The following is a 22,330-nucleotide window of genomic DNA, read 5'->3' as shown; positions in this document are numbered from 1 at the left end:
CGAATGTCGAAGCCGCCGTCCGGCACGTCTGCGCCGGTTGACGAAATTCACTGGCCTTCGCTGATCGCCGCCGTCGCCTCGATCACAGCGGTGGGTATCGCCATCGGTCTCGGCCTTCCCCTGCTCAGCATCATCATGGAGAAGCGCGGAATTGCTCCGACGCTGATCGGGCTCAATTCGGCAATGGCCGGCCTTGCCTCGATGGCCGCTGCCCCGTTTACCACGAAGTTCGCGCATCGCCACGGCGTTGCGCCGACCATGCTGCTGGCGATCCTCTTCTCCGCGGTGAGCGCCCTCGGCTTCTACTACATCACCAATTTCTGGCTCTGGTTTCCGCTCCGAATCGTCTTCCACGGCGCCATCACGGTTCTCTTCATTCTGTCGGAATTCTGGATCAATGCGACGGCGCCGCCGAACAGACGCGGCTTCGTGCTCGGCATCTATGGCACCGTGCTCTCGCTCGGCTTTGCCAGCGGCCCGCTGCTCTTTTCCGTTCTCGGCAGCGAGGGCATCCTGCCCTTTGCCGTCGGCGCCGGCGTCATCCTGCTCGCGGCCATACCGATCTATCTGGCCCGCGGCGAAAGTCCTGTCCTCGACGAAAAGCCGGGGCGGCATTTCATGCGCTACGTCTTCCTGGTGCCGACGGCGACGGCGGCGGTCTTCATCTTCGGCGCGGTCGAATCGGGCGGCCTCTCGCTTTTCCCGATTTTCGGAACACGCGCCGGCTTCACCGAATCGCAGGCGGCCCTGCTGTTGACAGTCATGGGCGTCGGCAACTTCATCTTCCAGATCCCGCTCGGCATGCTCTCCGATCATGTAAAGGATCGGCGGACGATCTTGTCGGCGCTGACGGTAATCGGCCTGATCGGCGCGCTCTTCCTGCCGATGCTGGTGGAAAGCTGGTTCCTGATGGCGCTGGTCTTGTTGTTCTGGGGTGGATGCGTCTCCGGCCTCTACACGGTCGGTCTCAGCCATCTCGGCTCGCGGCTTGAGGGCGCCGATCTCGCGGCCGCCAATGCCGCCTTCGTCTTCTCCTATGCGGTCGGCACCGTGGCCGGACCGCAAGTCATCGGCGCCGCAATGGACATCACCGGTAACGATGGCTTTGCCTGGGCGATTGCCGCCTTCTTCGGCCTTTATGTGGTGCTTTCGCTCGTCCGCATCGTTTTGAAACCAAAACGGCCTTGACTTTTCGACCGCGATTTGTAGTTTCGCGCCAACTTGACCGTGGCCCGCAACCGGTTGTCCACGGCTCTCATCTTTCTATAAAGGCAGGACGACCATGGCGAAAGCTACCACCATCAAGATCAAGCTGCTGTCGACGGCCGACACGGGCTATTTCTACGTCACGACCAAGAACAGCCGCACGATGACGGAAAAGATGACGAAGACGAAGTACGATCCGGTCGTCAAGAAGCACGTCGAATTCAAGGAAACCAAGATCAAGTAAGATCACGTTTCCGGTTCGACCCGACGAGCGCCGGCCGCAAGGTTCGGCGCTTTTTCTTTGCCATGCCGTCGCTGCCGGCGATCTTCGCGCAGGTTACGTCTGACAAGATTGGCAGATTGTAGATCGGAAACGAAAAACGCCGCCTCCTTCGGAGCGGCGTTCCGAAAGGGGGTCGGCTGGGCTCCGACTGCGGCACGAGGAATCCGCGGACGTCGGAATCCAGCCGACCGACCCCACGACCCAGGAGATGCGGCGGACCTGAGCATCATGGGGTAACCGATCGATCGTGGAAGTCACACTTCCTTAATATCAGCATTGCTTGAAAATAAAAAAAAATCAACGAATTCTTAAGCACCGAAACATGTTGCTCGGTGTTTGGTTAATTCTGTCTCGTATTCGGACAAATCCGAACACGCCGCTTTTTGGAAATGCTTGCCCCAGCATCAGCGATGCCGCAGAAGATACAACTTATAAGTAGGTTGGCAAGGTGCGTTTGGGTGAATGTTCCAGTCTGCGCTACGTCGAACGGCGAGGCCAGAGACCGCCCGCAAGCGTTGCTTGCCAAATTGGGCTTACGCGGCCGCCGCGACCACCCGGTTGCGCCCGTTGTTCTTGGCTTCGTAGAGTGCCGTGTCGGCGCGCTTCAGCAGGGCTTCGGGCGTATCGTCCCCAGGCCGCAGGGTGGCAATCCCAAGTGACGCCGTGACGTTGAGGACCGTATCTCCCTGCGAAATCCCGAATGCGCGTCCCTCGACCATCAAGCGCAACCGTTCGGCGACAATCGCCGCCATCTCCGGCGTCGTGTCGGGCATGACGATGACGAATTCCTCGCCGCCGAAACGGCAGGCGAGATCGGCGCCGCGCACCGTCGCGCGGACGCGCCTGGCGAATTCGCGCAGAACTTCGTCACCGGCATCATGCCCATGGGTGTCGTTGACCAGCTTGAAGCGGTCGATATCGGTGATGCAGATCGAAAGCGGCCGGCCACGCGCACGCGCGCGGTCAATCAACAGCTTCAGATGGCTGTCGAGGTAGCGGCGGTTGTGAAGGCCGGTGAGGTCGTCGGTGATCGCCAATTCGATCGTGTGCTGAACGCTGGCGCGCAGCTGGTCGTTGCAGTGCTTGCGGCGGATCTGCGTCAGGGAGCGCGCCACCAGTTCGTTGGGATCGACCGGTCGCATGATGTAGTCCGTCACGCCAAGCTCGAGCGCGCGAACGATCATCTCTTCGCTCCCCTGCTCCGTGACGAGCAGGATGGGGATGAAGCGCGTTCTCTCGAGCGAACGCAACTGCGAGCAGAGGCGCAACGGATCGTAGTCGTCGAAATTCGCATTGACGATCACCAGGTCGAAGCTGTTCTCGGCGGCTTCGAACAAGGCGGCCTGCGGATCGGAAATCACCGCGACCTCGGCGATCGGCTTCAGGGCGCGCAACAGCCGTTCCTGCGAGGAGGCGCGGCCATCGACGAGGAGGACGTTACCGGGCTCATCGGGACGGTCGGCACGGGCAAGCTCCTGCAAACCGATCGTGTGCGCCGTCTGGGCCCTGAGGCGCAATTCGTCGCTGACATTCTTCAGCCGGACCAGGCTCTTTACGCGCGACATCAATTGAAGGTCATTGACCGGCTTGGTGAGGAAATCGTCGGCGCCGGCCTTGAGGCCGCGCACCCGATCGGAGGGTTGGTCAAGCGCTGTCACCATGACCACCGGAATATGGGTGGTGCGGTTGTTTGCCTTCAGTCTCTCGCAGACCTCGAAGCCGTCCATGTCGGGCATCATGATATCAAGAAGAACAAGATCGACCGGCGTGTTCTCGCAGACCGCCAGTGCGGAGCGTCCATCGCTGGCCGTCAGGACATCGAAATACTCGGCGACCAGCCGAGCCTCCAGAAGCTTCAGATTGGCTGGTACGTCATCGACGACAAGGATGCGCGCAGTCATATGGTCTTTCCCGGCAATCAGGCATCGCCCAGATATGTCTTGATCGTTTCAATGAATTTGGGAACGGAAATCGGCTTGGAAACGTAGGCTTCGCATCCGCCTTGGCGAATACGCTCCTCGTCGCCCTTCATGGCGAAGGCGGTTACGGCGATGACTGGGATGACGTGGAGTTCGTCGTCTTCCTTCAGCCATTTCGTGACTTCGAGGCCGGACACCTCCGGCAACTGGATATCCATGAGGATGAGGTCGGGCCGATGCTTGCGCGCCAGTTCGAGCGCTTCCATGCCGTTGCGCGTCTGGATCGTCGCATAGCCAGAAGCCTCAATGAGGTCGCGGAAGAGCTTCATGTTCAGCTCGTTATCCTCAACAATCATCACCTGTTTGGGCATGTCGATCCCTTGCTGTCTGTCGCCGCCTTGCAAGTCCCCTGGAGAGATATAAGCTTCACAAATGGTGACTCGACGCATTTCCTCGGTCGCAAGGCTAACGATATTTGGTTGAAAAAGAGGTAACTCCGGACGCCATATGAGAAGAGATTCAAGAACATGAAGAGCGCTGACGATACGGCGGTCGCGATTCTCGGCTGGCTCGCGGGCGAGCCGGAACTCCTGTCCCGTTTCCTGGCGCTGACCGGCACAGATCCCGCATCGTTGCGCAAGGCCATCGGGGAGCCAGGCTTCATGGGCGGTCTCGTCGCCTTTCTGATGGACCACGAGCCGACGTTGATCGCCTTCTGCACGGCGACTGAGACCGCTCCCGAGGAGGTCGTCAGGGCGCACCAGGCATTTTCCGGTCCGGCGAACTTCGAGGACATCTGAGCGTGTCCGACCCTGGCGACATCCGTCTTGGCCACCGGCCGCTGATCGTCGCCGACATAGACGAAGTCGTGCTCGAATTCCTGACGCCCTTCGCGGCCTTTCTGGAGGCTCGCGAACACACGCTGCTGCCCCGCTCCTTCCGTCTCACCGGCAATATAATCGATCGTCGCAAAGGTGACGCGGTCAGCGATGTTGCGACAAAGGCCCTGCTCGGCGCCTTCTACGCCGAGCAGGACCGCTGGCAGACGCCGGCCAGCGAAGTCGGCGAGACGCTGGCCGGACTGTCCGGCGAAGCGGATATCGTCTTCCTGACGGCAATGCCGCCCAGTCATGCGGCGGTGCGCCGGGCACTGCTCGATACGCTCGGCCTTTCCTATCCATTGCTCGCTTCCGAGGAGCCGAAGGGGCCGCTGGTCAAGCAACTGCATGGCGGACGAGACCTTCCGCTCGTCTTCGTCGACGACATTCTTCGCAACCTCCGCTCCGTGCGGGAGGAAGTGCCGGCCTGTCTCCTCATCAATCTGATGGCCAATGCGGATTTTCGCGCCCTCGCCCCGCCGCCCGACGCCGGCATGCACATTGCGACGGATTGGCCTGAAGCGGCCAAGGTGATCCGCGACCACTGGAGCGCCGCCAACAGCGGCTGATCGTCGCGCGACTCCGCTGGCCGCAATCTGCGCACGCATCGTCATTGCCTTAAATCGAGTCGCATCAGCGGCCTGCCGTCCTTGCGCCGCGCGACGGTATCGAAGCCCGCGGCATCGAAAATCGCCGTCGAGCCGATATAGAGCGCGACCGATTTCGGCTGCTTGCTGTGATCGATCGGACAGGCGTCGAGATAGTGCGCGCCACCTTTTCGCGCGTGATCGATGGCGGCGGCGAGTATGCGGTGACTTAGTCCCTTGCCGCGCAGGGGCGACGCAAGGAAGAAGCAACTCACAGCCCAGACGCTCGCGTCCTCGGCCTCAAGCTCTTCCAGCGGCCGCGAGCACGTGCGGGGCGAATTGAATTGCGGCACATCGTAACGAGGCCCAACCTGGACCCAGGCGACCGGGCTTCCCTCGCAATAGCCGAGAATGCCCGGCGGGGGTCCGGCCTCAATGCGCGTGCGAATGAACGCCTTGCGATCCTCGGCCGACATGTTTCCGCGGATCCTGTAGGGCAGCCGCAGGGCAACGCACCAGCAACCGCAATACGCTCCCTTCGGGCCAAACAGCTTTTCGAAATCCGGCCAGAGTTCTTTTGTCACCGGCGCAAATTGCAGGGCGATTTTATCCACCATGGCCTCCGATCGCCGCCTTGAGACTCACTAGCGTAGAGCGTAAAGTCGCCGCGTTCAACATTTGTTCCGGCCATGCCCAGCGCTGCACCGTTTTCCGGCTTCTGCCGAGATTGCCTCAAGGAACTGGCCGCTGCGGCACGACGCTGCGTGGCCTGCGGCAGCCCGCGGCTTCTGAGCCATTCCGAGCTCTATCGGTTGACCCTGGCGCATATAGACTGCGACGCCTTCTACGCCTCGATCGAGAAGCGCGACAATCCGGAGCTCGCCGACAAACCGGTGATCATCGGCGGCGGTAAGCGCGGCGTCGTCTCGACCGCCTGCTACATCGCCCGCATTCACGGCGTCCGTTCGGCCATGCCGATGTTCAAGGCGCTCGAAGCCTGCCCGCAGGCCGTCGTGGTCAAGCCGAACATGGAGAAGTACGTGCGCGTCGGGCGTGAGATCAGGACGATGATGCTCGAGCTGACGCCGCTCGTGCAGCCGCTGTCGATCGACGAGGCGTTCCTCGACTTGAACGGCACCGAACGACTGCATCACGATCCCCCGGCGCGCACGCTGGCGCGCTTTGCGAGACGGGTCGAACGGGAGGTCGGCATCACCGTCTCCGTCGGGCTCTCCTACTGCAAATTCCTCGCCAAAGTCGCCTCCGATCTGCAGAAGCCGCGCGGCTTCTCCGTCATCGGCCAGGCCGAGGCGGTCGACTTCCTGAAGGAGCGCCCCGTCACGCTGATCTGGGGCGTCGGCAAGGCCTTCGCCGCGACCCTCGAGCGGGACGGCATCCGCACGATCGGACAATTGCAGACGATGGAGGAAGCAGACCTGATGCGCCGCTACGGCTCGATGGGGCAAAGGCTCTATCGCCTGTCGCGCGGACAGGACGAGCGCGTCGTCGAGACCGATGGCGAGGCAAAGAGCGTATCCTCGGAGACGACCTTCAACGACGACCTGTCGCGTCCGGAAGAGCTCGTGCCGCATCTTCGGCACCTGAGCGAGCAGGTCGCGCTGCGGTTGCGCAAGTCGGAGCTTGCCGGGCAGACCGTCGTCTTGAAGCTCAAGACCGCGGACTTCAAGCTCCGCACCCGCAATCGGCGGCTCGAAAGCCCGACCCGCCTCGCCGACCGCATCTTTCGCGTTGGCCTCCAACTGCTCGAAAAGGAGACCGACGGGACGAAATACCGGCTGATCGGCATCGGCGTCAGCGACCTCGCCGCCCCCGACCTCGCCGATCCGCCTGATCTCGTCGACCCTCTGGCGACGAGACGGGCGGCCGCCGAAGAAGCGATCAACAAGCTGCGCGACAAGTTCGGCAAGACAAGCGTCGAGACGGGCTATACCTTCGGCCAACGCCGACGCGATCAATAGCAGGCGCCGCGGGCCTCGGCTCTCGTTTCAATTCGTTAAATATTGAACTGTATCCTCGCTCGATGGGTCCGTCGCGCCAGCTCAACCTTGACGCGCACGGCAAGACTTGAAGCGCCGCAGGGTGTGGCAGCGCTTCATGGTCGGATTGAGGGTCTGTATTGCGTATCACTCTCGGGATAGGACTGGCCGTCCTGATCGCGTCGGCACCTTCCGCCTTGGCGGCCGGCGCGAAGGCGCCGCTGCAGATCGTCGTATCGAGGCAGCAGCAATCGCTCGTCGTCTATGACGGCGACACCGTGGTCGCCACGTCGAATATCTCGACAGGAAAGCGCGGCCACACGACGCCGACCGGCATTTTTTCGATTCTCGAGAAGCGCCGCCATCACAAATCCAACATCTATTCCAATGCGCCGATGCCCTTCATGCAGCGGCTCACCTGGTCCGGCATCGCGTTGCATGGCTCGAACCATGTGCCGGATTACCCGGCCTCGCACGGCTGCGTGCGACTCCCGGGCAAGTTCGCCGCTAGCCTGTTCAAGATGACCCAACGCGGCATGCATGTGGTGATCTCCGATCGTCAGGTAACGCCCGTCGCAATCGCGAGCACGATGCTGTTTCAGCCGAACCAGGCGCACCCACCGGCGCCGCCGATGTCGGATGTACCGCTACGGCCAGCCATCAGCCATTTCGACGGAGGTTCCGTCGAGGTGGCCATGACGGACAGACGTCCCTCGCCGGCGCTGCTTGTTCACGAGCAGCCGCCCATTCGAATCCTCGTCACCCGGCGCGGCAGGCAAGACACGATGCGCGATCTCCAGATGCTCCTGACCACGCTCGGCCACGACGCCGGCGCGCCGGATGGACACGGCGGCCCGATGACGCTTGCAGCGATCAGCTCCTTCCAGACGGCAGAAGGGTTGCCGGTGGATGGTAAGGCGACCCCGGAGTTGATCGAGGCCGTCTATCGCAAGGCTGGCCGGGACATGCCGCCGAACGGCGTGCTTCGCGTCCGCCGCGCGTTTCAGCCGCTCTTCGAGGCGGAGATCACGATCGACAAACCCGAGCTGGCGCTCGGCACACATTTTCTCCAGTTCCAGGATACCGACGCAGCAACGGGCCAAGGCAAGTGGTTCGGCATGGCGCTGGACAACACGCTTTCGAAGGCCGCGAAAGATCGGCTCGGAATCACTGTTGACACCGATCCCACGGAGTTCAACGCCCTTCAGCGGACCTTGAACCGCCTGACGGTGCCCGACGATGTGCGCCGGCGCATTGCCGGCCTTCTTGCCGATGGGTCGTCGCTTTCGATCTCCGACACCGACACGGGACTGGAGACCGGCGAAGGCACCGACTTCATCACCATCACACATTCGGTAAGCGGCCGCTGACGGTTTCACCCTGACTGGGTCGTTCTATACGAGCTCGACGTCCACGACACCCGGCGCGGAGCGAAGGGCGGCGGCGATCTCCGGCGAGATGCGATATTTCTCGCTGAGCTCGACCTCGATCTCCCGCTGCCCATTGTCCTTGATGACGATGAAGGAGACGAGGCCGTCTCCCTTGGCGTTGAGGTGCGAGGCGATCGAGCGCAAGGGGCCGGAATCGCGCACATAGACGCGCAGCGCCTTCTGCATCTGCAGCGATTCTTCCTCGAGCGACCGAAGCGTGCGGATGCGTAGGCCGATCCCTTCCGGCCGCTCCTCCGCATCCACGGTCATCACCAGGGATTTGCCGGCCTCCAGCAGATCGCGATACTGGTTCAGCATTTCCGAGAAGAGCACCGCCTCGAACTGGCCCGACGCGTCGGAGAAGGCGACGATGCCCATCTTGTTGCCTGTGCGCGTCTTGCGTTCCTGCTTCGATGTCACCGTGCCGGCAAGCCGGCCGGCACTCGCCCCTTTCTTCACGGCGGCCGAGAAATCCGCGAAAGTCTGCACGCGCATCTTCGCCAGCAGCTTGTTGTAGGTGTCGAGCGGATGGGCGGACAGGTAGAAGCCGAGCACCTGAAACTCCCGATGCAGCTTCTCCGAGGCAAGCCAGGGCGTATAGACCGGCAGCGCGATCTTCTCCGGCCCTGTCGCCGCTCCGGCACCGAACATGTCGCTCTGGCCGCTCAGCTTGTTTTCCTGGGCGCGCTGCGCGAAGCCGAGGATGCGGTCGAGCCCGCCGATCAGTTCGGCCCGGTCGTAGCCGAAGCAGTCGAAGGCGCCGGCGGCGATCAGGCTTTCGAAAACGCGCCGGTTCAGGAGCTTCGGGTCGATCCGCAGGCAAAAATCTTCGAGGCTTGCGAAGGGACGGTCGCCGCGAACGGCGACGATGTGCTCGACGGCGGATTCGCCCACGCCCTTGATGGCGGCAAGCGAGTAATAGATGCGGTTGTCGCCGGTCTCGAAGAGGCGGAACGAAGTCTGCACCGAGGGTGCAATGACCTGGATTCCGAGCCGGATGGCGTCCTGGCGGAAGTCGTTGATCTTCTCGGTGTTCGACATGTCGAGCGTCATCGAGGCCGCCAGGAACTCGACCGGATAGTGCGCCTTCATATAGGCGGTCTGGTAGGAGACGATGGCGTAGGCGGCCGCGTGCGATTTGTTGAAACCGTAATTGGCGAACTTGGCGAGCAGATCGAAGATCAGGTCCGCCTGCGGTTTTACCACGCCGTTGCCGACCGCGCCTTCGACGAAACGGGCCCGCTGCTTGTCCATCTCCTCCTTGATCTTCTTGCCCATGGCGCGGCGCAGCAGGTCGGCCTCGCCGAGCGAATAGCCCGACAGCACCTGGGCGATCTGCATCACCTGTTCCTGATAGACGATGACCCCTTGAGTCTCCTTGAGCAGATGGTCGATCTTCGGATGGATCGATTCGATTTCCTCTTCGCCATGCTTGCGGGCGTTGTAGACCGGGATGTTCTCCATCGGACCCGGCCGGTAGAGCGCGACCAGCGCGATGATGTCCTCGATGCAGTCGGGCCGCATGCCGATCAGCGCCTTGCGCATGCCGGCGCTTTCCACCTGGAATACCCCGACCGTCTCGCCGCGGGAGAGAATCTCGTAGGTCTTCGGATCGTCGAGCGGGATGCTGGCAAGATCGACCGCAATGCCGCGCTTGGCGACGAAGTCGACTGCCGTCTTCAGCACCGTCAGGGTCTTCAGGCCCAGGAAGTCGAACTTGACGAGGCCGGCCTGCTCGACCCATTTCATGTTGAACTGGGTGACCGGCATGTCGGAGCGCGGATCGCGGTACATCGGCACCAGTTGCGACAGCGGCCGGTCGCCGATGACGATGCCCGCCGCATGCGTCGAGGCGTGGCGGTAGAGGCCCTCGATCTTCTGCGCGATGTCCAGCAGCCGGCCGACGACCGGCTCCTTTTCGGCCTCCTCCTGCAGGCGCGGTTCCTCCTCGATCGCCTTCGACAGCGGCGTCGGATTGGCCGGATTGTTCGGCACCAGCTTGCAGATCTTGTCGACCTGGCCATAGGGCATTTCCAGCACGCGTCCGACGTCGCGCAGCGCGGCGCGCGCCTGCAGCGATCCGAAGGTGATGATCTGCGCCACCTGCTCGCGGCCATATTTTTGCTGGACGTAGCGGATCACTTCTTCGCGGCGGTCCTGGCAGAAGTCGATGTCGAAGTCCGGCATCGACACGCGCTCCGGGTTGAGGAAGCGCTCGAAGAGCAGCGAGAAGCGCATCGGATCGACGTCGGTGATCGTCAGCGCATAGGCGACCAGCGAGCCGGCGCCCGAGCCGCGGCCCGGGCCGACGGGGATGTCATGCTGCTTCGCCCATTTGATGAAGTCCGCAACGATCAGGAAGTAGCCGGGGAACTTCATGCGTTCGATAACGCCGAGTTCGAAGGCGAGGCGCTCGCGATAGTCTTCTTCCTTGTAGCCGGGCGCCATGCCGAGCCTGGACAGGCGCTGCTCCAGCCCCTCCTCCGCCTGCCGGCGAAGCTCCGCGGACTCGGCGCGCTCGGCCTCCACCGGATCGTCCGAGGCGCCGGTGAAGCGCGGCAGGATCGGCCCGCGGGTCTTCAGCATGAAGGAGCAGCGGCGCGCGATCTCGACGGTATTTTCCAGCGCCTCCGGCAGATCGGCGAAGAGCGCCGCCATTTCCTTGCGGCTCTTCAAGTAATGATCCGACGTCAACCGGAAACGGCGATCGTCGGAGACGACGGCGTTGTGGGCAACGGCCATCAGCGCATCATGCGCATCATAGTCGGCCGGCGACGGGAAGAAGGCTTCGTTGGTCGCAACGAGTGGGATGTCGTGGCGATAGGCAAGGTCGACCAGGCGATTCTCCTGGCGTCGATCGTAACTGCCGTGCCGTTGCAGTTCGACATAGAGACGATCGCCGAACAGCTCGACCAGCGTCTTGAGGCGCGCTTCGGCAAGCGCGGCCAAGCCGGCCTTCAGCGCCAGGTCGACCGGCCCACTGCCGGCGCCGGTCAAGGCAATCAGACCCTCGGTGCCGCCAGCCGCAAGCCAGGAGCGCGTTACTCGCACCGCCTGATGACCTTCGCCTTCGAGATAGGCGCGACTGACCAGGTCGACAAGGCGTGTATAGCCCGCGTCGGTCGCAGCGATCAGAACGATCGAAGGCAGCTTGGCAAGCTGCTGCGCATGGCTGCGCCGCTCCCCCTCCGCCTCGTCCTCCATGTCGATGGAGAGCTGGCAGCCGATGATCGGCTGCAATCCGTCGTCCGCTGCCTTCTGGGAGAACTCCAGCGCCGCGAACAGGTTGTTGGTATCGGCAATGCCGATGGCCGGCTGCTCGTCGGCCACCGCCTTGGCGATGATCTTCTTCAGCGGCAGCGCGCCTTCCAGCAGCGAGAATGCCGAATGGACCCGCAGGTGAACGAATTGCGGGTCCATTGCGCCTGCCGCGCCTTGCCCAATGCTTTCGTCGCCTGCCATTGCCGCACTCCGATTCTTGTCCGGTGCGGAGGATATCCCGTTTCCGGCCCCGACTGTCCAGCCTCACGGCGAAACCCGGTATCTTTTTACCCGGCCGCGCTTTGCAGGACGGAGTCGAGCCGGGCAGCGATCACATACCGAGCGCGATCACCGAAATGCTTGCGATGAAAAGGCTCATCGAGGCGAAGGCAGCAAGATCACGGACGAAATCAGTCATAACATGGCTCCTTTCGGCTATTGTTCTTTTTTTGTTCCATTTTTGTTCAATAGTCAAGCAAGCGTGCATGAAACGCCCGCTATTCACCGGCTATGGTTAATTCAACCAAGGCGATCAGCTTCCTCGCCTCATTGGCAGACACCGGGACCAACCGAATCGTTTAAGATCGTGGCATCCACAGCAGAGGGCAGTGCGCACCCTCTCCTCTTCAAGGAACGCCCATGAGAACGGTTCTGCTTGCAGCCTCCCTGTTGCTATCACCGACCCTCGCCCTTGCCGCCGATTCTATCGATCCGGCTCGAATCGTTTCGGCCGCGACCGGCGACTGGAACGAGGACGACGCAAGCGATCTCGTTCTGCTCGTGTCACCCGCCGAAGACAGCGACGAGGACAACGCCATCTATATCTACCTCACCAATGATGTCGGCAGGCTGGTGCTGAAATCGCTGGTCCCCGACAAAGTCTGGGGACAGTTCGGCCTCTACGGGCAAGCACCATTCGTCCATGCACTGCCGAACGGGTCGATGGAGATCACCTCGCACAACGACGCGATCGGCCGCCACCGCTGGGAACAGACGCTGACGATCGCCTATCGCCGTTCCGATTTCGTCGTCGCCGGATACACCTATTCGTCCTACGACACGCTCGACCTGGACAACACGATGAAGTGCGACTTCAACGTCTCGACCGGCAAAGGCACGGCGAACGCGAAGCCGATCCGAGCAAAGGGCGCCACGGTTCTGCTCAAGGACTGGAGCGACGAGATCGGCCAGAAGGCCTGCGGCGCGGAATAGTCCGTTCCCGCCAATTGTTCTCTTTTTGTTCTTTACAGCCGCGCCTTGTTAAGCCATTCTCCGCCTGCAATCGGAGGGAGCGCTCATGGTCGGCATCGCGGAACTGACGGATTTCATCGTCGAGGCGAAGGCGAGCACCTATGTCGGCGATGGTGCAAAGCTAGCGGCCTGCCGGCCGGGCTCGCATGACATCGGCCACCAGCGCGGCCCTTGGCGCTATCTCGACAGCTATTTCGGCGGAACCGACTTTGCCGGCCAGGAAGCGGTGTGGCACGACGGCAAGCCGTGCTGGGCCATGAACTACTTCGGTCGGATCATTCGCCCGGAACTCATCGATGCACGCCGGGCGGGCGCCGTCATCAAGGCCGCGCTTCAGACCATGTATCGCGAAAAGCGCCACTTCCTCGGCGGCATGGAATATCAACACGCCTATGGCTGCTATATCGACAGCAGCCGCGGCGCGACCGAGCACTTTTCCGGCCGCGAAACCATCTTCGTCGATGGCGAGGAGGCCTATGAGCTCGATTACCGCGGCGGGCTGATCGTGCCGTGAGCCCGTCCGGCCTATCTCAGTTCGACGACCTTGCCGTCCTCGATCGTTACGCAACGATCCATCAGCGCAGCCAGCTCGTGATTGTGGGTGGCGATCAGCGCCGCCAGCCCGGACTGACGCGCAAGGGCCTCCATCGCCTCGAAGACATAGCCGGCCGTCTCCGGATCGAGATTGCCGGTCGGCTCGTCGGCCAGCAGGATGAGCGGCGCGTTGGCCACCGCCCGGGCGATCGCCACCCGCTGCTGCTCGCCGCCGGAAAGCTCGGCCGGACGGTGCGCGGCACGGTGTCCGATACGCATGTAGTCGAGGAGAGCCCCTGCCCTTTCGGCCGCTTCCGCCTTGGACAGGCCGGCGATCAGTTGCGGCATCATGATGTTCTCGAGCGCGGTGAATTCCGGCAGCAGATGATGAAACTGGTAGACGAAGCCGATCTCGTTGCGGCGGATGGCGGTGCGCCGGTCGTCGCTGAGGCCGTTGCAGGGGATGCCATTGACGATCACGTCACCTTCGTCCGGATGTTCGAGCAGCCCGGCGAGATGAAGCAGGGTCGACTTCCCGGTGCCCGAGGGCGCAACGAGCGCAATGGTCTCGCCGCTCCGCAGGGTCAGATCCGCGCCTTTGAGGATCGGCAAAAAGGTGTCGCCCTCGCCATAGTGTCGCTCGACGCCGGAGAGCTGCAGTGCCACGCGCGCATTCATCTACGTTCTTATCCTTGTTATTCGTACCGCAGGGCCTGCACCGGATCGAGGCGTGAGGCGCGCCAGGCCGGAAAGATCGTCGCCAGGAAGGAAAGCGCGAGTGCCATGACGACGATGGAGACGGTTTCGTCGGCATTCATGTCGGCCGGCAGCTGGCTCAGGAAGTAGAGCTCAGGGTTGAAGAGCGTGGTCCCGGATACCCAGGAGAAGAACTGGCGGATCGACTCGATGTTGAGGCAGACGACGACACCGAGGATGACGCCGGCGATCGTTCCGGCGACGCCGATGGCCGCGCCCGTCATGAAGAAGATGCGCATCACGGACCCGGAGGTCGCACCCATCGTTCGCAGGATGGCGATGTCGCTGCCCTTGTCCTTCACGAGCATGATCAGGCCGGAGACGATATTGAGCGCGGCGACGAGCACGATCAGCGTCAGGATCATGAACATCACGTTGCGCTCCACCTCGAGCGCCGAGAAGAAGGTTCTGTTGCGGTCGCGCCAGTCGGTCAGGTAGACCTGCCGGCCGGCGGCGTCCTCGATCGGCTTGCGCAGGTCATCGACGGAGTCCGGCTGCTCGACGAAGAGCTCGATCGACTGGACGAGGCCCTCGGCATTGAAATAGAGCTGCGCTTCCTCGAGCGGCATGAAGATGATCGTCGCGTCATATTCCGACATGCCCATCTCGAAGATCGCCGAGACCGTATAGGCCTTGACGCGCGGATTCATGCCGAGCGGCGTGACGTCGCCGTTCGGCGAGGTGAGCGTGATCGTGCCGCCGACACGAATCCCCAGCTGTTCGGCCATGCGCGAACCGATGGCGACGCCCGCGCCGGAGGCGAAACCCACGAGATCGCCGGATTGAATATGCTCCGAGATCGATTTGAGCTTCATGAGGTCTTCGGCCCGGAGGCCGCGAACCAGCGCACCGGTCGAGGCGTCGCCGATGCCCTGAGCGAGCACCTGCCCTTCGACCATCGGGATCGCCATCGTCACGCCCGGCACGGCCGAGAACTTGGTGGCCAATTCAGCATAGTTGGTGAGCGGCCCATCGAGCGGCTGGACGATCACATGGCCGTTCATGCCGAGAATGCGCGATATGAGCTCGGTGCGGAAACCGTTCATTACTGCCATGACGATGATCAGCGTCGCCACGCCGAGCATGATGCCGATGAAGGAGAAGCCTGCTATGACCGAGATGAAGGCTTCCTTCCGCCGCGAGCGCAGGTAGCGCCAGGCGACCATGCGCTCGAAGGCGGAGAAGGGACGGCTCGACGATCTGCCGGATGGCGCGGCAACCTGCACTTGCTCTTCCGTCGCCACGGTCATTGTCGTCCCTTGCCTCTTATCTTGTCGCAACCAGCTTGTTGATCGCGGCTTCCACCGTCATCGTCTCGCGCTCGCCGGTCTTGCGGTCCTTCACCTCGACTTCGCCATTGGCGATCGAGCGCGGCCCGACGATGATCTGCACCGGGACGCCGATGAGATCGGCGGTGGCGAACTTGGCGCCGGCGCGATCGTCCGTGTCGTCCAGGAGAACGTCGAATCCGGCCTTGCCGAGGTCGGAGTAGAGCGTGCCGCAAGCCGCATCGCAAGCGGCGTCGCCCGTTTTCATGTTGATGACGACCGCGTCGAAGGGCGCCACCGACTTCGGCCAGATGATGCCGTTCTCGTCATGCGACGCTTCGATGATCGCCGGCACCAGCCGTGTCGGGCCGATGCCATAGGAGCCCATATGGACGATGTGCTCCTTGCCGTCGGGTCCGAGCACCTTGGCGCCCATTGCCTCCGAGTATTTCGTGCCGAAATAGAAGATATGGCCGACCTCGATGCCGCGCGCCGAGACCTTCTCGCCCTCGGAAATCGCGTCGAAGGCGGCCTCGTCATGCATCTCCGAGGTCGCGGCGTAGCGGGACGTCCACTTGTCGAAGATTGCCTTCAGTCCCGCCACATCGTCGAAATTCGTATCCTTGCCCGGAATATCGAAGCCGAGGAAGTCCTTGTGGCAGTACACCTCCGACTCGCCGGTGTCGGCGAGGATGATGAATTCATGGCTGAGATTGCCGCCGATCGGACCGGTGTCGGCGCGCATCGGAATGGCGCGCAGGCCCATGCGGTCGAAGGTCCGCAGATAGGCGGCGAACATCTTGTTATAGGCATGCTCCGCGCCTTCACGATCGAGGTCGAAGGAATAGGCGTCCTTCATCAGGAACTCGCGGGAACGCATGGTGCCGAACCGCGGGCGGATCTCGTCACGGAACTTGAGCTGGATGTGGTAGAGGTTGAGCGGCAGGTTGCGGTAGGACTTCACGGAGGAGCGGAAGATGTCGGTGATCATCTCCTCGTTGGTCGGACCGTAGAGCATCGGCCGATCCTGCCGGTCCTTGATGCGCAGCATTTCCTTGCCGTAGGCATCATAGCGGCCGCTCTCCTGCCACAGCTCAGCCGACTGCAGGGTCGGCATCAAGAGCTCGACCGCGCCGGAGCGGTTCTGTTCCTCGCGAATGATCGCATTGACCTTGTCGAGCACGCGCTTGCCGAGCGGCAGCCAGCTATAGATGCCGGCCGACTGCTGGCGGATCATGCCGGTCCTCAGCATCAGGCGATGGGAAACGATTTCCGCTTCCTTCGGGTTTTCCTTCAAGATGGGCATGAAATAGCGGGACAGGCGCATGACGGGTTCCGGAACTGGTCGCTCTCGCACTATCGGTGGATTCGGGCGAAATGACGTTGTGCTTCGGCAGCCGCCCTCGCCTTCGGACAGGCGAAGGCAGCGATTGCCGTTTGAAAAATCGGGGCTCTTGATTTCCTGTGGCGCGGCCAGCGGGAAGCCTTCGAGTTCAGCGTTCATAACCGCTTCGCGTGCGGAAGAAAACCCTGCCGCATCGGGAAGAAAGCCGCACGCGGTATTAAGTTGCTCCGCAGGATGACGCTCGTCGCTGCGTCAAAAGAGCACGGTAGTAGCAGGACAAGGGCCGTTTCTGTCAACTGGAATTTTTTGCCAAACTGTAGCAAAAATGCAAAAAAACCTGATGACATAGCCCAATGTTTGAGCTAGTTTCGGCTCACAAAACAGGCAAGAAGACCAAATTCTTGCCGATTTTCGCGGTCAAGTCTTGGGAGGATAAGATCTTAGGCGCGCTCGTTCGCTGCCGCCGGCAACGGTTGAAAGATCACGCGAAACTTGAAAAACAAGGCTTTGGCCTTGTTTTTTTTTGCTTTTTCGCCCACCAGAATCGATATGAAGCAGCGGCAAATATGTCGATTTGTGGGCCGTCAAGAAGCGGCAGGGCCCGGCGCAGAGCGAGGGCCGGAACCACTCTCCCCGCGCGGCACATTTCTTGCTTTTTGCCGGTTGCTCTGACGGGGGGCCGCGATCAGCCTTTCGGACCGATAAAGCCGAATATCGTATCGAGGTCATATCCGAGCTTCACGGACAGGACATACCAGCCGAGATGGATCAAGGCGGCGATCACCGTCGTCATCAGGACCACCCGCAGGCCACGAAAACGCGCTGGAGCGCTCTCGACGCTGCCGGGCACCACCTCGTTCTCCTCGGCCTGGGTCCTCACGCCGAACGGCAGCACGGTGAAAAGCGTCAGCCACCAGATGATGAAATAGACGGCGAAGGTCGAAAAGGCGGACATTCTCGTTCTCTGATGGAGCTCGGTCAGCCGGCGATATGACGGCAGCGTTGCGCCGGTTCTATCTTGACTGCGCGGATCACAAGCGGCTCTCGAAGGTCCCTGCGAGAGAGCCGCCTTATAGCGCTATTGCAGGCGCTCGCGCAAATCGCTGCGCCGCGCCCGACTGTCACACCTCTTCGAGTTCGATCAGCGTGCCGTGAAAGTCTTTGGGATGCAGGAAGAGCACCGGCTTGCCGTGGGCGCCGGTCTTGGGATTGCCGTCGCCGAGCACACGCGCCCCCGCCTCTCTCAGCCGGTCGCGCGCCGCTATGATGTCCTCCACCTCGTAGCAGATGTGGTGCATGCCACCTGCCGGGTTCTTCTCGAGAAAGGCCGCGATCGGCGACTGATCGCCGAGCGGCTCCAGCAATTCGACCTTGGTGTTGGCAAGCGTCACGAAGACGACGGTCACCCCGTGCTCCGGGAGCGCCTGCGGCTCCGTGACCGCCGCGCCGAGGGTGGCGCGATAGCTCTCCGCCGCCGTTGCGAGGTTCGGCACGGCGATCGCCACATGGTTCACTCTTCCGAGCATCGAGCGTCCTCCCCTCTCAGCTAGAGCATTTTGCAGTCAGGTAGAATCGCCTGACGTCGCACAAATGCGGCAAAAACAAAGGTTTAGAGCGGCGGCGCGAACGTATGTGAGTGCATCCCGCTCTAAAATGCTCCGGCCGGTCTACACCGGATCGCCGGCCGGACAAATCAGACTTTCGTGACAAAGACCGTGACGATCGGCTTCTTGCCCCAGGTCTGGTTTGCGGTGCTGCGCACGGCGCGGCGGACCGCCTCCTGCAGCATCGACAGATCCTTGCGCTTGGCGCGTGGGATGCTTTCCACCGCGCCGAGCACGGCGTCGTAGAGAACGTCGTCCATGTCGTCGCCTTCGTCGTCGAACTGCGGAAGCCCGATCGGCACGACATCCGGGTCACCGAGGAAGTCGTAGCGGCTGTCGAGCACGACATTGACGGAGACGTGGCCGGCAAAGGAGAGCTTACGGCGTTCGCCGATGCCCATCTCGTCGAAATCGCCGATCAGCGTCCCGTCCTTGTAGATGCGGCCGTGCCGCGCCTCATCAACCACGCCGGCAGGTCCGGGCGCGAGGCGCAGGATCTCGCCGTTGCGCAGCCGCGGCACGCTCGCGATGCCCGAATGCAGCGCAAGCTCGGCATGCGCCGTCAGATGCGCCGCCTCGCCATGCACCGGCACGACGATCTCAGGTTTCAGCCATTGATACATCTGCTGCAACTCGTTGCGGCGCGGATGGCCGGACACGTGCACCAGCGCCTCGCTGTCGGTGATGATGTGGATACCCTGTTCGATCAGGCCGTTCTTGATATCGTTGATGGCCTTTTCGTTGCCGGGGATGGTGCGCGACGAGAAGACGATCGTGTCGCCGGCCGAGAACGCCACATTGCGCATTTCATCCCGGGCGATCTTGGCGAGTGCGGCGCGCGGCTCTCCCTGACTCCCCGTCAGGATGACGACCACCTTGTCGCGCGGGATATAGCCGAATTCGTCCTCCGCCAGGAACGGCTTCAGCCCTTCCATGATGCCGAGGTCCCTTGCAACCGCAACCACCCGCTTCATCGAACTGCCGAGCAGGAGCACTTCGCGGCCTGCCGCTTCCGCGGCTTCGGCGACCGAGCGGATGCGGCCGACATTCGACGAGAAGGTCGTGATACCGACGCGCCCCTCGGCGTCAGCGATAATCTTCGCCAGACTTTCCGAGACTTCCCGCTCGGAAGGCGAAACGCCGTCGCGCAGCGCATTGGTAGAATCGCAGACGAGCGCCAGCACGCCCTCTTCGCCCACCTGGCGAAAACGCGCTTCGTTGGTGATCGGGCCGAGCGAGGGTTCCAGGTCGATCTTCCAGTCGCCGGTATGCACGACGGTGCCGAGCGGCGTGCGGATTACCAGCGACATCGGCTCGGGAATGGAATGGTTGACACCGACAGCCTCGATGCTGAAGGGTCCGACATTGATGCGGTCGCCCGCCTTGAAGATGGTGATCGGGATTTCGCCGCGGCTTTTCTCGAAGTCGCGTTTCGCCTCGAGCATGCCGGCCGTGAACGGCGAGGCATAGACCGGAACGTTGAGCCCGGGCCAGAGGTCGTTCAGCGCGCCGTAATGATCCTCGTGGGCGTGCGTGATGATGATCGCCTTGAGGTTGCGCCGCTCCTCGGCGAGAAAGGAGATATCCGGCAGGACGAGTTCCACGCCGGGCAGTTCCGGACCGGGAAAGGTCACACCGCAATCGACCATGATCCATTGCCGGCTGCCCGGACTGCCGTAACCATAAAGGCCGAGGTTCATGCCGATTTCGCCGACGCCGCCGAGCGGCAAGAACACCAATTCTTCTTCTTGCGCCATTTGCGCTGCGCCTCAATTCCTGTTTATCCGAGAAATACGTCTTTATCCGAGAAACACGTCGCCCGCCGCAATTGCCAGCGGCGCACCGGAACCCGTGTCGAGCAGCAGCCGACCGTCAACATCGATACCGATAAAACGGCCCGAAAGCGACCGGTCCGGCAAGTTGACGGTAATTGCCTCGCCGATGCCTTTCGCGGCAGCCCGCCATTGGTCGATGACCGCGGCGATGCCGGCGCCGCGATTCCAAATAGAAAGCGCCTCCGCCATCGTCACGAACAGGTGGGCGAACAGCTCTTCGGCCGAGATCGTCGCGCCTTCCTGCCGAAGCGACGTGACCGGGTATAGCCCCGTTTCGGGCATCACCGCGACATTGACGCCGCAGCCGATCACCAGCGCATGACGGCCATCCGGCAGACCTTCGGCTTCGAGCAGGATTCCGCAGGTCTTCCGGCCATCGATGAGGATATCGTTCGGCCACTTGATCGCCACCTCCGGCGAACCCGGAGGCATCACCCTGCGGATCGCCCGATGCACCGCAACCGCCGCCGCGAGCGGCAATGAATGCAGGTGCTCCACCGGCGCGGGATCGATGAGCAGCAGCGATGCATAGAGATTGCCCGGCTCGGAAAACCACTCGCGGCCGCGCCGGCCGCGGCCGCCCGTCTGGCGCGCAGCGGTGATCCAGAGGTTGCCCGGATCACCTTCGCGCGCCCTCGCCAGGCACTCGCTGTTCGTCGAGACGGTTTCGGCAAGCGCTATGTGCCGGAAATCGTCGGGCGAAATCCGGCCGCTGCCCTCTCCGCCGCTCAAAAGAATGTCCGCGCCGCAGCCTCGGCGGCATTTCCGAGCGGTCCGCCGATCAGCACGTAACCGAGGACGAACAGGCCGGACAGTCCATAGACCAGCCGCAATTCGCTCGCGGTGCGGGCAAATTCGCCCTTCGCCTCGTCGAACCACATGACCTTGATGACGCGCAGGTAATAGTAAGCGCCGACGACGGATGCGAGCACGCCGATGATCGCCAGCCCGTAGAGCTGCGCTTCGATCGCAGCAACGAACACGAAATACTTCGCGAAGAAGCCGGCGAGCGGCGGGATGCCGGCGAGCGAGAACATCAGGATCGTCAGCACCGTCGCCATGAACGGGTTGGTCTGCGACAGACCGGCGAGATCGTCGATGCCCTCGACGTGCTCGCCATCCTTGCGACGCATCGCAAGAATGCAGGCGAAGGTGCCGAGCGTCATCACCATGTAGATCAGCATGTAGAGAATGACGCCGCGCACGCCGGCCATCGACCCGGCGGCAAGCCCGACGAGCGCATAGCCCATGTGGCCGATCGAGGAATAGGCCATCAGTCGCTTGATGTTGCGCTGGCCGATTGCGGCGAAGGCGCCGAGCAGCATCGAGGCGATCGAAATGAACACGACGATCTGCTGCCAGTCGGCGACGACCGGCTCGAAGGCTTCAATGACGATGCGGACGAAGATCGACATTGCCGCCACCTTCGGCGCGGCGGCGAAAAAGGCCGTCACCGGCGTCGGCGCACCTTCATAGACGTCCGGGGTCCACATATGGAACGGCACGGCGGAGATCTTGAAGGCAAGGCCGGCGAGGATGAAGACCAGGCCGAAGACCAGGCCAAGCGAGCGGCCTTCCGCGGTGAGCGCCGCAGCAATCTCGTCGAAACCGGTATGGCCGGTGAAGCCATAGACGAGCGACATGCCGTAGAGCAGCATGCCCGACGACAGGGCGCCGAGGACGAAATATTTGAGGCCGGCTTCGGTGGACCGCACGCTGTCGCGATTGATCGCCGCCACGACATAGAGCGCCAGCGACTGCAGCTCCAGCGACAGATAGAGCGAAATCAGATCGTTGGCCGAGATCATCAGCAGCATGCCGAGGGTCGCGAGCAGCAGAAGCACCGGGAACTCGAAGCGGTCTATCTGGGCAGCTTTGGCCTGGCCGATGGTCATGATCATGACGGTGATCGAGCCGATCAGCGCCAGAATCTTCATGAATTTCGCGAAGGGATCCGACAGGAAGGCGCCGGCATAGGCTTCTCCGTCGCCGGTGTTCAGGACGAGCCACAATCCGGCAACGATGAGCACCGCCACCGAAAGCCCGGTCACGACCGGCGCCGCACGCTCGCTTGAGTAGACACCGACCATCAGCAGCACCAGCGCGCCGACCGCCAGGATCAGCTCGGGGGCGGAGAGTTGCAGGCTTGCAAAAAGGATTTCAGCAGTCATGTCCA

General features: G+C 62.4%; 20 protein-coding genes. 8 read left to right on the top strand and 12 right to left on the bottom strand.

Translation table 11 applies throughout. The features are described from left to right. The first annotated feature begins 3 nt into the window (after positions 1 to 3). Both NGR_RS16690 and rpmG read left to right on the top strand, forming a co-directional pair. Positions 4 to 1,188, top strand: a complete 1,185-nt coding sequence (locus NGR_RS16690; RefSeq protein ID WP_012707651.1) for an MFS transporter — start codon at positions 4 to 6, stop codon at positions 1,186 to 1,188. A 94-nt stretch (positions 1,189 to 1,282) separates the two neighbouring features. After that, the gene (gene rpmG / locus NGR_RS16685; RefSeq protein WP_012707650.1) at positions 1,283 to 1,450 is read left to right on the top strand and encodes a 50S ribosomal protein L33; all 168 of its coding nucleotides are present in this window, start codon (positions 1,283 to 1,285) and stop codon (positions 1,448 to 1,450) included. A gap of 572 nt (positions 1,451 to 2,022) precedes the next feature. Here rpmG and NGR_RS16680 read toward each other — a convergent pair. Together NGR_RS16680 and NGR_RS16675 are read right to left on the bottom strand one after the other, a co-directional pair. Continuing rightward, on the bottom strand, positions 2,023 to 3,390 hold the full coding sequence (locus NGR_RS16680; protein WP_012707649.1) for a PleD family two-component system response regulator: 1,368 nt from the start codon (positions 3,388 to 3,390) through the stop codon (positions 2,023 to 2,025). 17 nt (positions 3,391 to 3,407) lie between these two features. Next, a complete protein-coding gene (locus NGR_RS16675) occupies positions 3,408 to 3,779 on the bottom strand; it encodes a response regulator (RefSeq protein WP_003537642.1) in 372 nt (123 codons plus the stop codon). A gap of 156 nt (positions 3,780 to 3,935) precedes the next feature. On the opposite strand from NGR_RS16675, the gene NGR_RS16670 reads away from it, so the two are divergent. Both NGR_RS16670 and NGR_RS16665 read left to right on the top strand, forming a co-directional pair. Beyond that, positions 3,936 to 4,208, top strand: coding sequence for a DUF3572 domain-containing protein (locus tag NGR_RS16670; protein WP_012707647.1), 273 nt, complete (start codon positions 3,936 to 3,938; stop codon positions 4,206 to 4,208). 2 nt (positions 4,209 to 4,210) lie between these two features. Beyond that, positions 4,211 to 4,855, top strand: coding sequence for a hypothetical protein (locus tag NGR_RS16665; protein ID WP_012707646.1), 645 nt, complete (start codon positions 4,211 to 4,213; stop codon positions 4,853 to 4,855). 41 nt (positions 4,856 to 4,896) lie between these two features. On the opposite strand, the gene NGR_RS16660 is transcribed toward NGR_RS16665, so the two are convergent. Next, complete coding sequence (locus tag NGR_RS16660) at positions 4,897 to 5,490, bottom strand: GNAT family N-acetyltransferase (protein WP_012707645.1); 594 nt, start codon at positions 5,488 to 5,490, stop codon at positions 4,897 to 4,899. A gap of 72 nt (positions 5,491 to 5,562) precedes the next feature. Here NGR_RS16660 and NGR_RS16655 point away from each other — a divergent pair, with 72 nt between their 5' ends. Both NGR_RS16655 and NGR_RS16650 read left to right on the top strand, forming a co-directional pair. Further along, positions 5,563 to 6,852, top strand: coding sequence for a DNA polymerase IV (locus tag NGR_RS16655; RefSeq protein WP_164924263.1), 1,290 nt, complete (start codon positions 5,563 to 5,565; stop codon positions 6,850 to 6,852). A gap of 158 nt (positions 6,853 to 7,010) precedes the next feature. After that, positions 7,011 to 8,240, top strand: a complete 1,230-nt coding sequence (locus NGR_RS16650; RefSeq protein WP_012707643.1) for a L,D-transpeptidase family protein — start codon at positions 7,011 to 7,013, stop codon at positions 8,238 to 8,240. A 24-nt stretch (positions 8,241 to 8,264) separates the two neighbouring features. On the opposite strand, the gene dnaE is transcribed toward NGR_RS16650, so the two are convergent. Further along, a complete protein-coding gene (gene dnaE, locus NGR_RS16645) occupies positions 8,265 to 11,762 on the bottom strand; it encodes a DNA polymerase III subunit alpha (protein ID WP_012707642.1) in 3,498 nt (1,165 codons plus the stop codon). Positions 11,763 to 12,200: 438 nt separating this feature from the next. On the opposite strand from dnaE, the gene NGR_RS16640 reads away from it, so the two are divergent. Beyond that, positions 12,201 to 12,773 carry a hypothetical protein gene (locus NGR_RS16640; protein WP_012707641.1) on the top strand — a complete coding sequence of 191 codons (573 nt, stop codon included), beginning with the start codon at positions 12,201 to 12,203 and terminating at the stop codon, positions 12,771 to 12,773. Positions 12,774 to 12,858: 85 nt separating this feature from the next. After that, positions 12,859 to 13,326, top strand: coding sequence for a DUF5680 domain-containing protein (locus tag NGR_RS16635; protein ID WP_012707640.1), 468 nt, complete (start codon positions 12,859 to 12,861; stop codon positions 13,324 to 13,326). 11 nt (positions 13,327 to 13,337) lie between these two features. Here the strand turns inward: NGR_RS16635 and NGR_RS16630 are convergent, their stop codons facing one another. The 8 genes from NGR_RS16630 to nuoN all read right to left on the bottom strand — a co-directional run bounded on the left by NGR_RS16630 (position 13,338) and on the right by nuoN (position 22,325). Next, the gene (locus tag NGR_RS16630) at positions 13,338 to 14,024 is read right to left on the bottom strand and encodes an ABC transporter ATP-binding protein (RefSeq protein WP_012707639.1); all 687 of its coding nucleotides are present in this window, start codon (positions 14,022 to 14,024) and stop codon (positions 13,338 to 13,340) included. 17 nt (positions 14,025 to 14,041) lie between these two features. Beyond that, positions 14,042 to 15,352, bottom strand: coding sequence for a lipoprotein-releasing ABC transporter permease subunit (locus NGR_RS16625; RefSeq protein ID WP_012707638.1), 1,311 nt, complete (start codon positions 15,350 to 15,352; stop codon positions 14,042 to 14,044). 16 nt (positions 15,353 to 15,368) lie between these two features. Further along, positions 15,369 to 16,697 (bottom strand): proline--tRNA ligase, encoded by a 1,329-nt coding sequence (gene proS / locus NGR_RS16620; protein WP_164924262.1) that lies wholly within the window; start codon positions 16,695 to 16,697, stop codon positions 15,369 to 15,371. A gap of 703 nt (positions 16,698 to 17,400) precedes the next feature. Further along, the gene (locus tag NGR_RS16615; protein WP_012707636.1) at positions 17,401 to 17,670 is read right to left on the bottom strand and encodes a DUF1467 family protein; all 270 of its coding nucleotides are present in this window, start codon (positions 17,668 to 17,670) and stop codon (positions 17,401 to 17,403) included. A 166-nt stretch (positions 17,671 to 17,836) separates the two neighbouring features. Next, positions 17,837 to 18,241, bottom strand: a complete 405-nt coding sequence (gene mce / locus NGR_RS16610) for a methylmalonyl-CoA epimerase (protein WP_012707635.1) — start codon at positions 18,239 to 18,241, stop codon at positions 17,837 to 17,839. A gap of 167 nt (positions 18,242 to 18,408) precedes the next feature. Then, positions 18,409 to 20,076, bottom strand: coding sequence for a ribonuclease J (locus NGR_RS16605; protein WP_012707634.1), 1,668 nt, complete (start codon positions 20,074 to 20,076; stop codon positions 18,409 to 18,411). 42 nt (positions 20,077 to 20,118) lie between these two features. Continuing rightward, the gene (locus tag NGR_RS16600; protein WP_012707633.1) at positions 20,119 to 20,886 is read right to left on the bottom strand and encodes a biotin--[acetyl-CoA-carboxylase] ligase; all 768 of its coding nucleotides are present in this window, start codon (positions 20,884 to 20,886) and stop codon (positions 20,119 to 20,121) included. Beyond that, positions 20,883 to 22,325 (bottom strand): NADH-quinone oxidoreductase subunit NuoN, encoded by a 1,443-nt coding sequence (gene nuoN / locus NGR_RS16595; protein WP_012707632.1) that lies wholly within the window; start codon positions 22,323 to 22,325, stop codon positions 20,883 to 20,885. Before nuoN ends, NGR_RS16600 begins: the two co-directional genes overlap by 4 nt. Positions 22,326 to 22,330 lie beyond the last annotated feature (5 nt).

This window comes from Sinorhizobium fredii NGR234, assembly GCF_000018545.1.
Lineage (GTDB): Bacteria > Pseudomonadota > Alphaproteobacteria > Rhizobiales > Rhizobiaceae > Sinorhizobium > Sinorhizobium fredii_A.
This window is presented reverse-complemented; position numbering and strand designations above follow the sequence as displayed.